The sequence below is a fragment of the Pelosinus sp. IPA-1 genome, assembly GCF_030269905.1.
Classification (GTDB): Bacteria; Bacillota; Negativicutes; order DSM-13327; family DSM-13327; genus Pelosinus.
The window spans coordinates 544,949-559,796 of sequence record NZ_BSVC01000004.1 but is presented as its reverse complement, the minus strand read 5'-3'; the positions used below and the strand labels follow the sequence as shown (position 1 = coordinate 559,796).

The 14,848-nt window shown below is 36.8% G+C and carries 18 protein-coding genes; all 18 read left to right on the top strand.

All coding sequences use genetic code 11. The features are described 5' to 3' along the window. The first annotated feature begins 10 nt into the window (after window positions 1-10). The 18 genes from QSJ81_RS12585 to rseP all read left to right on the top strand — a co-directional run bounded on the left by QSJ81_RS12585 (window position 11) and on the right by rseP (window position 14,838). Window positions 11-2,047 (top strand): chemotaxis protein CheW, encoded by a 2,037-nt coding sequence (locus tag QSJ81_RS12585; protein ID WP_502929653.1) that lies wholly within the window; start codon window positions 11-13, stop codon window positions 2,045-2,047. A 14-nt stretch (window positions 2,048-2,061) separates the two neighbouring features. Then, a complete protein-coding gene (locus QSJ81_RS12580; RefSeq protein WP_285717718.1) occupies window positions 2,062-2,526 on the top strand; it encodes a chemotaxis protein CheW in 465 nt (154 codons plus the stop codon). Between the two features lie 30 nt (window positions 2,527-2,556). Continuing rightward, window positions 2,557-3,177, top strand: a complete 621-nt coding sequence (locus QSJ81_RS12575) for a chemotaxis protein CheC (RefSeq protein ID WP_038671319.1) — start codon at window positions 2,557-2,559, stop codon at window positions 3,175-3,177. Further along, window positions 3,177-3,662 (top strand): chemotaxis protein CheD, encoded by a 486-nt coding sequence (locus QSJ81_RS12570; protein WP_285717717.1) that lies wholly within the window; start codon window positions 3,177-3,179, stop codon window positions 3,660-3,662. The genes QSJ81_RS12575 and QSJ81_RS12570 overlap by 1 nt, the downstream gene beginning before the upstream one ends. A 17-nt stretch (window positions 3,663-3,679) precedes the next feature. Next, window positions 3,680-4,000 carry a hypothetical protein gene (locus QSJ81_RS12565; RefSeq protein ID WP_285717716.1) on the top strand — a complete coding sequence of 107 codons (321 nt, stop codon included), beginning with the start codon at window positions 3,680-3,682 and terminating at the stop codon, window positions 3,998-4,000. 31 nt (window positions 4,001-4,031) lie between these two features. After that, window positions 4,032-4,790, top strand: coding sequence for a FliA/WhiG family RNA polymerase sigma factor (locus QSJ81_RS12560; protein ID WP_285717715.1), 759 nt, complete (start codon window positions 4,032-4,034; stop codon window positions 4,788-4,790). A 23-nt stretch (window positions 4,791-4,813) separates the two neighbouring features. Beyond that, window positions 4,814-6,439 carry a flagellar assembly protein A gene (locus QSJ81_RS12555; protein WP_285717714.1) on the top strand — a complete coding sequence of 542 codons (1,626 nt, stop codon included), beginning with the start codon at window positions 4,814-4,816 and terminating at the stop codon, window positions 6,437-6,439. Between the two features lie 72 nt (window positions 6,440-6,511). Next, window positions 6,512-6,847, top strand: coding sequence for a hypothetical protein (locus tag QSJ81_RS12550; RefSeq protein WP_285717713.1), 336 nt, complete (start codon window positions 6,512-6,514; stop codon window positions 6,845-6,847). Between the two features lie 35 nt (window positions 6,848-6,882). After that, window positions 6,883-7,452: a hypothetical protein gene (locus QSJ81_RS12545; RefSeq protein WP_285717712.1), complete on the top strand. Its 570-nt coding sequence runs from the start codon at window positions 6,883-6,885 to the stop codon at window positions 7,450-7,452. 153 nt (window positions 7,453-7,605) lie between these two features. After that, on the top strand, window positions 7,606-8,307 hold the full coding sequence (rpsB, locus tag QSJ81_RS12540; protein ID WP_285717711.1) for a 30S ribosomal protein S2: 702 nt from the start codon (window positions 7,606-7,608) through the stop codon (window positions 8,305-8,307). A gap of 77 nt (window positions 8,308-8,384) precedes the next feature. After that, the gene (gene tsf, locus QSJ81_RS12535; RefSeq protein WP_038671303.1) at window positions 8,385-9,032 is read left to right on the top strand and encodes a translation elongation factor Ts; all 648 of its coding nucleotides are present in this window, start codon (window positions 8,385-8,387) and stop codon (window positions 9,030-9,032) included. Between the two features lie 186 nt (window positions 9,033-9,218). Then, the gene (gene pyrH, locus QSJ81_RS12530) at window positions 9,219-9,938 is read left to right on the top strand and encodes a UMP kinase (RefSeq protein ID WP_285717710.1); all 720 of its coding nucleotides are present in this window, start codon (window positions 9,219-9,221) and stop codon (window positions 9,936-9,938) included. Window positions 9,939-9,941: 3 nt separating this feature from the next. Next, on the top strand, window positions 9,942-10,502 hold the full coding sequence (gene frr, locus QSJ81_RS12525) for a ribosome recycling factor (RefSeq protein WP_285717709.1): 561 nt from the start codon (window positions 9,942-9,944) through the stop codon (window positions 10,500-10,502). Further along, complete coding sequence (locus QSJ81_RS12520; protein ID WP_285717708.1) at window positions 10,499-10,702, top strand: hypothetical protein; 204 nt, start codon at window positions 10,499-10,501, stop codon at window positions 10,700-10,702. Before frr ends, QSJ81_RS12520 begins: the two co-directional genes overlap by 4 nt. 224 nt (window positions 10,703-10,926) lie before the next feature. Continuing rightward, window positions 10,927-11,694, top strand: coding sequence for an undecaprenyl pyrophosphate synthase (uppS, locus tag QSJ81_RS12515; protein ID WP_285717707.1), 768 nt, complete (start codon window positions 10,927-10,929; stop codon window positions 11,692-11,694). Between the two features lie 18 nt (window positions 11,695-11,712). Next, window positions 11,713-12,537, top strand: coding sequence for a phosphatidate cytidylyltransferase (locus QSJ81_RS12510; protein WP_285717706.1), 825 nt, complete (start codon window positions 11,713-11,715; stop codon window positions 12,535-12,537). 78 nt (window positions 12,538-12,615) lie between these two features. Next, window positions 12,616-13,773, top strand: coding sequence for a 1-deoxy-D-xylulose-5-phosphate reductoisomerase (locus QSJ81_RS12505; protein WP_285717705.1), 1,158 nt, complete (start codon window positions 12,616-12,618; stop codon window positions 13,771-13,773). 33 nt (window positions 13,774-13,806) lie between these two features. Then, window positions 13,807-14,838, top strand: coding sequence for an RIP metalloprotease RseP (rseP, locus tag QSJ81_RS12500; RefSeq protein ID WP_038671289.1), 1,032 nt, complete (start codon window positions 13,807-13,809; stop codon window positions 14,836-14,838). Window positions 14,839-14,848: the final 10 nt, after the last annotated feature.

The window sequence follows — 14,848 nt, the reverse complement described above, 5'->3', positions numbered from 1 at the left end:
GGAGGTGGAAATTTTGGATACGAATCAATATATGGGAATGTTTTTAGAAGAGTCGCGCGAACATTTGCAAACTCTAAATAGTTGTGTATTGGATTTGGAAAATGATCCTGATAATTTATCCGTATTAAGTGAAATATTTCGTAGTGCACATACAATCAAGGGTATGTCAGCGACAATGGGTTTTACAACGATTGCTGAATTAACACATGAGATGGAAAATATTTTGGACTTGCTTCGTAAAGGGCAATTAAAAGCTAGTCATGATATTATTGATACAATCTTTAAATGTGTAGACACATTGGAACAATTAGTTGAAAGTGTTGCTACTAATAGTGAAAGTTCTGTTGACAGTAAACCACTTATAACTAAACTTAAGGCGCTAGCGAAAGGTGAACCAGTTCCGACGAGTGTTACAAACGCGGAGGTTAAAAGTGTAGTTGAAGCTTCTTCCTTAGTACTTAGTGATACGGAAATAGCTATTATTCAAAAGGCTCGGGCACAAGGTATGCAAGCCTATGAAATACAGGTTTCTTTGCGTGAAGGTTGTCTTTTAAAATCGGCTAGGTCTTATATGGTTATGAACGCATTAGATGAAATAGGCGATGTAATTAAAAGTGTTCCAGCAGTAGAGGAATTAGAAAAAGAAAATTTTACACTTTCTTTTCAAGTTGTTATAGTTACTGGCTCTGAAGCAGACAAAATTCAGCAAACCGTACTATCAATTTCTGAAATTGATAAAGCTGATGTTTTACCATGCGTATTGCCTGATGAAATACATAAGCAAGAGTCTACGTTAAAAATAACGGAACAGCCATCAAAGATACAGTCTGAAGTTGAAAAAACTGCTGTTACAACAGTTTCACAACCTGTTGTAGAAAAAAAGAATAAAAGTGGTCAATCCGTACGTGTAGACATCGACAAGTTAGATACCTTATTAAATCTTGTTGGTGAATTGGTTATAAATAAGACCAGATTAGAGCAAATTGGTTTGACGCATAAATTAACAGATTTAGTTGAAACCATTGAGCAAATGGACAGGGTAACTACTGATCTACAGGCCGTAGTGATGAAAGTGCGTATGGTTCCAGTTGGACAGGTATTTAATCGTTTTCCTCGGATGGTTCGTGATTTATCCCGGGATCTTAATAAAGAAATTAATCTTATTATTCAAGGTGAGGAAACTGAGCTTGATCGCACTGTTATTGATGAAATTGGTGACCCTCTAGTTCATCTATTACGTAATTCAATCGACCATGGTATTGAGCAGCCCCATGAAAGAGAAGAAAAGGGCAAAAATCCTATTGGTGAGATTCGTTTAATTGCTCGTCATGAAGGAAACAACGTAATTATAATGGTTGAAGATGATGGCAAAGGGATTAATGCTGATGTTATTAAGCGCAAAGCTGTTGAGAAGGGACTTATCTCTCAAGGGGAAGCAGATGCTATGGACGCGAATGAAGCAGTTCGGTTAGTCTTCTTACCAGGTTTTTCAACTGCTGCCGTTGTTACTGATGTATCAGGTCGGGGCGTAGGTATGGACGCGGTAAAAAATAAGATAGAGTCCCTTGGTGGGATGGTTGATGTCGAAACCAAGGTAAATGAAGGTAGTAAGTTCAAAATTCGCTTACCGCTAACATTAGCAATCATCCAGGCATTATTAGTTAAGGTTTCTGAAGAAATTTATGCAATTCCATTAGGTTCCATTGATAGTACGATTAACATTATGCCATCAGAAATTAAGACAGTACAAAATAAAGAAGTGATTCTACTGCGGGGTCAGATTATTCCGATCGTCAGGTTAGCTAATGTACTTAATATACCTGAAACGGAACAGCAAGAACAGCAACAAGAAGAATTATTTGTTGTAATCGTACATATCGGCGAGCAACGTGCAGGGATTATTGTTGATAACTTAATAGGTCAGCAAGAAATTGTTATTAAATCTTTAGGTAAATTATTAGCTGGTATAAAGATTATTGCTGGTGCGACTATTTTGGGTAATGGTCAAGTAGCTCTTATTTTAGATATAGGTTCATTAATCCAATAAGGGGGGGACAGCACATGTCAGAGCAAATTTACTCAAATAGTGAAGTACAATTAGTTGTTTTTAAACTAGGCCGGGAAGAATATAGTGTAAGTATTTTACAAGTCCAAGAAATTAAGCGTATTACAGATATTACAAGAGTTCCTCACACTCCGGATTACATAAAAGGTGTAATTAACTTAAGAGGTAGTGTTTTACCTGTTATTGATTTAAAAAAACGTCTCAATTTGCCTCAGCAAGTAATTACAGAAGACACCCGTATAATTATTGTAAAAGTTGACGAACTATCCGTGGGAATGATTGTAGACGCAGTATCTGAAGTTATGACTATCAATCAGGAGAATATCGATTCCCCAGATGTTGTTGCAGGAAGTGTAGCAGCTAGTTACCTTAGTGGAGTGGGTAAATTAGAGAATCGACTATTAATTTTACTAAATTTAGAAGAAATTATTGGGATTGGACAGGAAACAAAAGCGATATAGTTATTTTGAACTATAAATGAGGTGGAAATATTGTCGGATGAAATATTGAATTTATCAAATTTGCAATTGGATGCATTAAGAGAAATTGGCAATGTCGGTGCTGGTAATTCCGCCACAGCTTTGTCCCAAATTATCAATCGAAAAATAGATATGACGGTTCCTAAAATTGCTATTATGCCATTAGGGGAAGTTCCAGATGTAGTAGGTGGCCCAGATGCAATGGTTGCAGGCGTATATTTACGTGTATATGGTCCTGCACCTAGCAGTATTTTATTTCTACTACCGCGGGATAGTGCCTTTTATTTAGTAGATATGCTAATGGGGCGAGAACAAGGTCATACAACATCGCTAAACTCAATGGATGAATCAGCCTTGATGGAGATTGGTAATATTCTTGCAGGTGCATACTTAAATGCATTATCTCATTTCACGAAGTTGACATTATTACCATCTATTCCTGCGTTGGCTATGGATATGGCTGGAGCTATTTTAAGTGTTATCTTAATTCAGTTAGGTCAAATGGGAGATCATGCTCTAGTAATTGAAACTGAATTTACAACTGAGAGTGATGGTGTAAAAGGACATTTCTTCTTAATTCCTGATCCTGGTTCGTTAAATACTATTTTGGCGGCAATAGGGGTGAAGGAATAATGTCAGAACTGATAAAAGTAGGGATGGCTGATTATAAAGTTGGTCGAAATCCTAGTAGTCTGATAAGTTACGGGCTAGGTTCTTGTGTTGGTATTGCATTATACGATCCAGTGAGTAAAATTGGTGGATTGGCTCATATAATGCTTCCAGATAGTACACAAGCTCGCTCGGCAGAAAACCCTGCAAAGTTTGCGAATACAGCTTTACCTTTAATGCTTGATGAAATGATAAAATTAGGAGCAGTAAAGTCCCGGATCACGGCAAAGATTGCTGGTGGAGCTCAAATGTTTACCTTCGCAAATGCAACGGATGTTATGCGTGTTGGTGAACGTAACTCAGAAGCAGTACGAATGTTGCTTAAAAAGATGGATATTAAACTTGTAGCAGATGATACGGGTGGAAATTATGGACGAACAGTGGAATTGCAATTAGATACAGGGATCTATCGTGTTAGGACAATTGCTAAGGGCGAGAAAGAATTATAATTAGGGAGGGATAGAGAGTGCTTAAGTTGCGCATTGCTTTAGGTTTGGCATCAATTGTTGGCGCTCTGACACTCCTAAATGGTATATTACAAGGTGCTAGAATAGAAACTGTTTTGTATCGTATTATTATTTCAATTGCTGTGTTTGGTTTTATTGGTTATGGTATAGGTATTATAGCCGAAAATTTTTTTAAAAGAGTGTTAGAAAAAGAGATGGGACGTAGGCAGGAAACAGAGATTATTGACGAGCAGGAACCGCTCGAAAATTTATCTACAGATTCTGAATTTGCCCCATTTACCTCTGGCAATTTTGAGCAGATATCGCGCCCCAAAGAATGATGTATATGTGAGTTAGTGGGGGTAATTATAAATGATGGTTAATAACCAGGCTAAAATAGAAGACATTATGAAATTATGGTTAGAGTATCAACAAACTAGAAAAGTCGAAACAAGAGAAAAATTGATTGAACGTTATTTACCATTAGTTAAGTTAGTTGCTAGCCGGATTGCAATTAGCTTGCCTCAGTATGTAGATAAAGACGATTTAATTAGTAATGGCTTTTTTGGCTTACTTGATGCAATTGAAAAATATGATCCTATGCGGGCTATTAAATTTGAAACATATGCGGTAGTTCGTATCAGAGGGTCTATGTTAGATGCGATTCGTGCACAAGATTGGGTACCTACTAGCGTCAGACAAAAAGCGAAACAATATGAACAGACGGTATCTCAACTCGAAAACAAACTCTGCCGCGTTGCTACTGACAATGAGATAGCTCAAGCACTTAATATTACACTAAATGAGTTATATACCTTACTAAATCAACTTAATGCTTGTACTATAGTCCCTTTGGAAGAGTTTATTAAAACTGAAACATCTTCTTCCCATTTAGCAAATCCTTCAGAGCAGATAGAAGTGGAAGAAGTCAAACACGCTCTGGCAAAGGCGATTGACAAACTGCCTGAAAAAGAAAAATTAGTGGTTACATTATACTATTATGAAGGTTTAACATTAAAAGAAATTAGTCTAATTATGAAACTGTCTGAGGCACGTATTTCTCAACTTCATACGAAGTCAATTTTTAGATTAAGAGGGGCACTATCACGTATTAAATCAAGCTTTATTTGATACAGTTTAAGGGGGTTGTGGCTATGAGTGATGATGAGCGCGCAGTAGTTGAGGCTGGAGAAAAAATTGAATTTGCTGGCTATTCAATTACAATGAATAGCAGCGGTGTGTATTTAATAATTGACGCTCCTGCAGAAGGGAAAACTTCTGTAAGTGAAATTGCGATAATTGAACAATTAAATAAGCGGGATATAACTGAATTTAATAAAAATGCTATCATACAGACAATAAAGACAGCTGATGGCCAGCCAGCAAAAATTGCAGAAAAACCTGTTATAGTACCTCCACCTGAACCAGAAATTCAAATTGTAGTGACACGTGATAAGATGGAAGCATCTCTCGAAATTATCTTACCGCCAAAATGTAAGCCATTGAGTATGGAAACAGTATTCGAGAAAATCAAAGCAAGTGGTATAGTTTTTGGTCTGAACCAAGAAGCTATCAAAAAGGCATATGATTCTCCTGGTACTAGTGTAGTATGTGCTACTGGACAACAACCTATTCATGGAACGAATGCTCAGATAAAATACCACGTAACTATTGCAGATAAGGCCCGTCCACAGGAGTTGGAGGATGGTAGTGTAGATTTTAAGAAGATGAATCTCTTTACTACAGTTCAGCAAGATGATTTATTGGCCGAAAAGATTTTGGCAACTCCAGGAGTTCCAGGAACTGATGTATTGGGTCATCCAGTTATTGCGAAACCGGGTAAAGATTTAATGTTACCTGTGGGGAAAAATGTCAAGGTTGTTGATACGAATACAATCAAAGCTGAAATTGCAGGACAACTCTTAATTGTAAATAATAAAGTTAATGTATTGCCAATTATTGAAATTAAAGAAGATGTAGATGTTTCTACAGGGAATATTGAATTTATCGGTAATGTTACAGTGCGTGGATCAGTAATGCCTGGATTTTCGGTAAAAGCTGATGGTAATGTAGAAATTTTTGGTTCTGTCAGCGGCGGAACAGTTGAAGGAAAAAATGTAGTAATAAAAATGGGTATTCAAGGTATGCATCGTGGCTATGTTAAGGCAAAAGAAAATGTAGTCGCTAAGTTTATTGAAAATGCCACAGTTCATGCGGGGGTAGAAATATTAGTTAGTGATGTAGTTATGCATTCCCGTATTACTGCAGGTAAAAAAGTCCAGGTCGAAGGACGTCGTGGATTGATTGTTGGTGGGAATATTATGGCGGGTGAGGAAATCCGTGCAAAAGTAGTTGGAACCCAGATGTCAACAAGTACGGAGTTGGAAGTTGGCGTCAACCCAACAATTAGGGAAGAATATCAGCATATACGGCGGGAAATTAAAAAGGTAGAAGTGAATCTTGAACAAACGCAAAAGGCTTTAAGCATTCTAAGAGCAATGGATCAGCATACCATACCTGCTGATAAACGAGAAATGCTTCTAAAATTAACAAAAGCTCAATTCCATCTCGTTGGTCAAGCCGAAACGATGCGTACGCGTATGAAAGTTATTGAAGGGGAATTTGAAGAAATGCGTGCTGGACGTATAAAGGTAGCAGAGGCCATTTATCCTGGTGTAAAGGTTGTTGTTGGTACTCTAGTTAAACCAATACGGGATACTTTGAAATTTGTCTCCTTATATGCAGAAGATGGAGAAATCAAAGTTGGAAATTTTAAATAGCATGTATTATTAGGTTTTGATAGTCTATTGCAAGTCAGACATTTGTAATATTGTAATGGGGTGGTGAGGGGTATGGCTATTAACTCAGTCGATTTACAAGTACTGATCCCTAAGGCTACGGAAGTTGGCAAAGCGCAGTCGATTGCAAAACAACAAGACACTTTACAACAACAACAATTTGCTGAACAATGGAAAGATATTTCGACAAATCGCCAACAACAAGTGCAAGGCACAGCTAAAAGTGAAGGCGGTAAGATTGGGCGAGAAAAAGAGCCAAGGGAAAAAAATCACCCAAGAGATGAGAAAAATTGCAAAGGTACTAAAAAGAATGACAAAGAGTGTGAAACGTTGAACCATGCATCTAATGAAGATCCCATACTTGGTCATTTGGTTGATATAAAAACATGACGTAATGCTGTACGCGTGGCTAATGAGGTGGTAGTATGTTATCAAGTCTTTTGGTTTCTATACTTGTGATTATTTTTGTAATTCTTTTTATATTTTATAAAAGGAATATGTTATTACACGTATTTTCTCTGAATATGAAATCCTCTGCAAATCAATTACAAGAAGAATTAGAGAAAACAGCTGACCTTGTGATTCAGCGACTTGAAGAAAGAATTAAGTATTTAGAAGAACTATTGGAAACAGCTGATACAAGTATTGTATTATTGGATGAAAAAATTAGAGCTGCAAACAAACCTTTGGAGAAAAAAACTGAAGACATAGTAGATTGCCCAATTGAATTTATATCGAACCCTTCAGAAATTAAACTTGAAGAAGATCAGAGAAAAGAAGCTAAAGAGTTAAGTCAAATGGCTATGCCTATCAATGAGAAACAAGAAAATGGTGTAGATAATTATAAAGAATTAGCCCGCAGTAATAAACGTGATACTATATTATCATTGGCTGATCAGGGGCATAGTAGTACTGAGATTGCGAAGATTACAGGTATTAGTAAAAGCGAAATTATACTGTTATTACAGTTGAATAAAAAAAATAACAAAAAGTAACAAAATACTTGTTACCTTTAAAAAAAAATGATATAATGATTCGTATTCTAAATCCACACGCAAACTAATTTTATTTACTGTGCCAGGGCGTTACAGCATTGGTGGAAAATAAAAGATGCGGATTGCGGCGGTAATTTAACAGGAGGTATAAATATGTCAGTAATTTCTATGAAACAACTATTGGAAGCTGGTGTTCATTTTGGACATCAAACTAGAAGGTGGAACCCTAAAATGGCTCCTTATATTTTTACGGAGCGCAATGGCATCTACATAATTGACTTACAAAAAACAGTCAAAAAAGTAGAAGATGCCTACAATTTTGTGCGTGAAATTGCACAAGATGAAACTATTTTATTTGTTGGTACAAAAAAACAAGCGCAAGATGCTGTAAAAGAAGAAGCAATTCGTTCTAACATGTATTTTGTTAATGAAAGATGGCTTGGCGGTATGCTGACTAATTTCCAAACGATTCAAAAACGTATTGGTCGTTTGAAAGAATTAGAAGGAATGGAAGAAAAAGGATTATTTGAAGTATTATCCAAAAAGGAAGTAATCACTCTTCGCCATGAAATGGAAAGATTGCAAAAATTCCTTGGTGGTATTAAAAATATGACTAAGTTACCTGGAGCATTATTCATAATTGATCCTCGCAAAGAGCGCATTGCTGTTGCCGAAGCTAAAAAACTTGGTATACCAATTGTAGCTATTGTTGATACTAATTGTGATCCTGATGAAATTGATTATGTTATTCCTGGTAATGATGATGCAATTCGTGCTGTTAAATTACTTACTGCTAAAATGGCGGATGCTATTTTAGAAGCAAGACAAGGCGAACAAGTAGAAGAAGCTGAGTAATTATATTTAGATAAAGGTAAGGGGGACAACTAGTGTTTTTTCCCTTACCTTTAACAATAGATAGGAGGACTACATAGATGATAACTGCTGAAATGGTAAAAGAATTGCGCCAACGTACAGGTGCAGGAATGATGGATTGTAAAAAAGCCTTAACTGAAACGAAAGGTGAACTTGATCAAGCTGTTGATTACTTACGTGAAAAGGGATTAGCTGCTGCTGCTAAAAAAGCAGATCGAATTGCCTCTGAAGGGGTTATTGAAGCATACATACATGGTGGCGGACGTATTGGTGTAATGGTTGAAATTAACTGTGAAACTGACTTTGTAGCTAAAACGGATAATTTTAAAAGCTTAGCCAGAGATATTGCAATGCAAATTGCTGCTGCGAATCCAACTTGTGTACGTCGCGAAGAAGTCCCTGCTGAAGTGTTAGAACATGAGAAAGAAATTCTTAAAGCGCAAGCATTAAACGAAGGCAAACCTGCTAATATTGTGGAAAAAATGATTACAGGTCGTGTTGAAAAATACTATAAAGAAGTATGTTTAATGGAGCAAGTTTTCATTAAAAATCCAGACAAGACGATTACTCAACTTATTAATGAAAATATTTCTAAGATTGGTGAAAATATTTCCATCAGAAGATTTACGAGATATCAACTTGGTGAAGGTATTGAAAAAAAGGCCAATGATTTTGCTGCTGAAGTAATGGCTGCTGTTAAAAAATAAGAGAACACTGCAGTGTTCTCTTATTTTCTAGGAAATCAAGTACACTTGATTTTGATTTCAAACTAAGAATGACAAAGCTTATTTCTATATCTAAGGATAGGGGGTAATAGCTTTGTCTTTTCTTAAGTTTATTACAGGCCTTAATATGTATTTTGTGGAAAACAATTGAAGGATGGAGGGGTATGCTTGGTTGCATCAAAGTATAAACGTGTGGTATTAAAGCTGAGTGGAGAAGCGTTAGCTGGACAACAAGGGTATGGTATTGATCCAATTATTGTAGATTCAATTGCTCGTCAAATAAAAGAAATTAGGGATACTAATTTACAAGTTGCTGTGGTAGTTGGCGGAGGAAATATTTGGCGTGGTTTATCTGGAAGCGCTAAAGGAATGGATAGGGCTGCTGCGGATTATATGGGAATGTTAGCCACAGTAATGAACTCTCTGGCACTTCAAGATGCCTTGGAACAATGTGATGTGGATACGCGTGTACAGACCGCAATTGAAATGCGCCAAATAGCGGAGCCATATATACGGCGTCGGGCTGTTCGTCATTTGGAAAAAAATCGAGTGGTTATTTTTGCTGCAGGTACCGGCAATCCTTACTTTTCGACTGACACGACTGCTGCACTCAGGGCAGCTGAAATAGAAGCAGATGTAATTCTTATGGCCAAGAAAAATACTGATGGCGTATATGATTCTGATCCTCGTTTAAATCCTGATGCAATAAAGTTTAAAGAACTTGCTTACATAGAAGTGTTAAAACGTGGGTTGGGTGTTATGGATTCAACTGCTACTAGTCTGTGCATGGATAATAAAATTCCCATTATTGTGTTTAGTATTGATGAGCCGGGGAATATTTTGAAAGCTGCCCTTGGAGAAGATATTGGGACTGTTGTGGGGGGATAATATATGTTAATTAAAGAAATTTTTGACAGTAATGAAGGAAAAATGAAGAAGGTAATTGATGCCTTACGCAGAGAATTATCTACGCTGCGAGCCGGAAGGGCTACGCCTGCACTATTAGATAAGATTGTTGTGGATTATTATGGTACACCGACACCAATTAACCAAGTTGCTAATATTTCAGTGCCAGAACCAAGGATGATTACAATACAAGCTTGGGAAAAGACAATGATTGCTCAAATTGAAAAAGCAATTTTAAAGTCTGACTTAGGACTTACGCCCAATAGTGATGGGACGATAATTCGCTTGAATATACCTCAACTTACTCAACAACGACGTCTTGAACTTGTTAAAGTTGTTCATAAAAAAGCGGAAGATAGTCGTATTGTTATTCGAAATTCTCGACGTGATGCAAATGATGCAATAAAAAAACTTGAAAAAGACAAAACTATTTCCGAAGATGAGGTTAAAAAAGCACAAGATGAAATGCAAAAACTGACGGATAAGTATGTAAAAGAAGTTGATGCAATTATGAGTGCGAAAGAAAAAGAAGTATTGGAAGTATGATAGATACAGTAGCTAAACCCTTTGCTTTGGTTAAGACACAATTAGATAAAGCAAAGATAAATTATAAAGTTACAATATCACATCCAACTCGCCAAGCAACGAACTTAGATGAGAATTGCCCTTATGTTATAAGGCAACGATTTGATGGTGATATGTATCATTTAGTAACTGCTAATAAAGCGGTAAAAGGGAAAGCTTAAAAATTATTGGCTATACATGTAAATGATGAAGTATGACCGGGTATTTGTGAGCAATTACTACGGAAATACTGGTAGTAGAATGTTTTTCTATCAGTTTCAGGAAATGTGTAGATCTCGGTGCCTGAGCGGCGGTTTGCCCTGTTGGTGCTATTTTGGCTCCATAACTGGAACCCCCTCGCGAGAGGGGGTTTAGTTTCTTACCAGATTAATTTGGAGGTCATAACATGTGGAAGAACTGGTTTAATAAAAAAAGTATTAAAATTGATGCATATGACCTAGTAAAACAAGAAAATATGCCACAACATATTGCAATTATTATGGATGGTAATGGCCGGTGGGCAAAGAAAAAGGGATTGCCACGCACTCTTGGTCATAGAGCTGGTGTAGAGAGCCTGCGTGACATTGTCACGACTGCTGTGAACATGAAACTTAAAGTATTGACTACTTATGCATTTTCTACTGAAAACTGGAAAAGACCAGCAGATGAAGTAAATTTACTAATGAGGTTATTCTCTGAATATCTTGATAGTGAAATTGATGAACTTCATAAGAAAAATGTACAAATTCGCTTTATTGGCAATGTGGATGAATTGGCTGCTGAATTACAGAAAAAGGTTGAAGAAGCACAGGCGTATACTAAAAGAAATACGGGCCTAGTCTTTAACTTGGCCGTTAATTATGGCGGACGAGCAGAGATTCTACATTCTGTTCGGGTAATTGGTGAGAAAATTGCTAGTGGTGAATTACTTTCTCAAGATATTACTGAGAAAAGTATAAGGGACAATTTATATACTGCTGATTTACCTGATCCTGATCTAGTTATTCGTCCAAGTGGGGATTATCGGATAAGTAATTTTTTATTATGGCAATCAGCTTATGCGGAGTTTTGGTTTTCTGATATTAACTGGCCTGACTTTAAGCCAGAGCATTTTATTCAGGCTATAATAGACTATCAGAAGCGAGAGAGAAGATTTGGCGGTTTGAAAAAATAAAACTACAGGGGTGTTTTGATGCTTGGTAGGCGAGTTTTGACTGCGGCCTTAGGTATACCGATTACAATTTTTGTTGTTCAATATGGGGAATGGTTATTTGCTGCTGCGATTCTTATTCTTACATTGTTAGCGTGGGATGAATTTTATACTATGTTACAGAATAAGAATATTAAAGTCTTATATTACATAGGTTTTTTAGCTAATATAATTATATTAGGGTGCGCATGGCTCGGAAATTCACAAGAACTTATAATGACACTTTTTTTTAGTACTTTGCTTGTATTATATAAAATTGTAGTCTCGGCTAATAAATTTACGGTTGTAGATGCGGCCTTTTCTTTATTTGGCATTACTTATATTGGATTGTCCTTTTCCCATTTATTACTTCTCAGATATAGTAATAATTCTTTACACATTGTTACTTCTTTAGGGAACTTGTCTGCGGGAGCTGCTTACGTATGGTTAGCCTTTGTTGGGACTTGGGCGAATGATACTTTTGCTTATTTTGTTGGCTCTAAGTTTGGAAGACATAAGTTATGTCCTGGAATTAGTCCTGCCAAAACGGTAGAGGGGGCTCTCGGAGGTGTATTTGGGAGTGTAGTGGCTATTGTTGGACTAGGATACCTCTTTCAGTTACCTAGCGGTCATAGTTTAATTATGGGTTTTTTAGTTGGTATCGTCGCACCTATTGGTGATTTAGCAGAGTCTGCTTTGAAGCGATTTGCAGGCGTTAAGGATTCTGGAAAAATACTGCCGGGGCACGGAGGCATTTTAGATCGCTTCGATAGCATATTATTTGCAGTTCCTGTTATTTACTACTATATACATACTTTTATACTATAATAATATCTTTTGTAGAGATTTTTATTAAATACTTACAAGGGATTTATAAGATGTCTAGTCTGTTAAGGGAGAGTTTATATGCAACATATAGCGATATTAGGCAGTACAGGTTCGATTGGCACACAAGCCTTAGAGGTCATTGCAGCTCATCAAGATAAATTTTCTGTAACTGCTTTGGCTGCTTACCATAATGATATTTTACTTGAAAAACAAATTGAATATTTTAGACCCCAAATTGCTGTACTAGTGGATCAGGAAGCAGCGGATAGACTAGTCAGAAGGTACTCAGGTCCTACTCGTATTTTGACAGGCGAAGAAGGTTTAATAGCAGCAGCTACTCATGTGGCAGTAACTACAGTACTAACTTCTTTAGTAGGATTCGCAGGTTTAAAGCCGACGATTGCCGCTATTGAGGCTGGTAAAAATATTGCTCTTGCCAATAAAGAGACTTTGGTAGCTGCTGGTGAATTGGTAACGCAACTTGCAAAAGAAAAAAATGTTAAAATTTTACCCGTTGATAGTGAACATAGTGCTATTTTTCAATGTTTGCAAGGCGAAAATAGTAAGAATATAAATCGCATTCTTCTGACGGCATCAGGTGGTCCTTTTCGAGGATTAAAAACAGAAGCATTACAAAATATAACAGTGGAAGATTGTTTACGTCACCCTAATTGGTCAATGGGAAAAAAAATTACCGTAGATTCCTCTACTTTAGCCAATAAAGGGTTAGAAGTGATTGAAGCTCGTTGGTTGTTTGGGGTGGAGTACTCCCAAATTGAGGTTGTCGTACATCCACAAAGCATTGTTCACTCCATGGTAGAGTTTATAGATGGATCTGTTATTGCGCAGTTAGGAAAGCCCGATATGAGAGTACCTATTCAGTACGCTCTTACTTATCCAGCAAGGGTTGCTACAGATTATCCCAGACTTGATTTTAAAGCGTTATCAGAATTAACCTTTTCTCCTCCAGATAAAATTACTTTTCCTATATTGCAACTTGCTTTTGATGCAGGATATACTGGTGGAACAATGCCTTGTGTATTTAATGCTGCAAACGAAGAAGCTGTTTATGCATTTCTTGAAGGAAAACTTCGCTATCTTGACATTTTCACAGTGATACATAGTGTAATGCAAAGCCACAGCTTAGTTGCTGCACCTAATTTGAATGAAATTTATCATACGGATGTGGTAGCGCGAAGTAAGGCTAAGGAAATTTTAAGGGCGATTAGGGAATAGATTTCTTATAATAAAAAGATAGGAGTGATTTTATTGTTGATGACAGCTGTTGCTACCATTTTTGTCTTTGGTCTTTTGGTATTGGTTCATGAGTTAGGGCATTTTGTTACAGCAAAGATGGCCGGCATGCGAGTCGACGAATTTGCCATTGGTTTTGGGCCTAAGATAATTAGTTACAAGCATGGTGAAACATTATATTCTTGGAGAATTATACCACTAGGTGGCTTTAATAAGATTGCAGGTATGGACCCGGATGAAGAACAAGATGAAGGCTCTTTTAGTGCAAAATCAATTCCCGCTAGAATGTTAGTGATAGTCGCTGGATCAACGATGAATTTTGTATTGCCAGTTTTATTATTTATGACTATATTCCTAAATTCAGGTATTGATACTCCTTCTAATGTTCCTATTGTTGGAAATGTATTTGCTGATAAGCCAGCAGCCCAAGCAGGATTGTCTCTTGGAGATAAAATTGTATCTGTTAATGATACAGAAATTACATCATGGCGAGGTTTTGTTGATATTGTACAAGTAAATGCAGGAAATCCACTAAAGTTACGATATCAGCATAACGAAGAAATTAAAACTACTATAATTGTCCCAGAATATGATGAGAAAGCCAATCGAGGCATTATAGGTGTTATGCCACAGATTGATAAATACCATCCAGGTTTCGTGGAATCGTTTGGTTTGGCTGTTAAGCAGACCTATCTAGTGGCTAGCAGCATGGTAGTTGGCATAGCACAAATGGTTACCGGAAAAGTTGCAGCAGAGGTCGCTGGACCAATTGGTGTAGCACAAATGGCTGGAGAGGTAGCACAATTAGGTTTAATGCCGTTGTTGCAATTTGCGGCATTTTTAAGTATTAATTTAGGGCTTATTAATTTATTGCCGGTACCTATGCTTGATGGTGGCCATTTTGTCACTCTAGCAATCGAAGGATTGCGTGGCAAACCTTTAGATAAAAAGCATATGCAGCTTATACAAATGATTGGCTTTGCCTTATTGATGCTTTTATTTTTAGTAGCTACCTTTAAGGATATTTCTCGATTGAAGATATTTTAAGTAATAATAA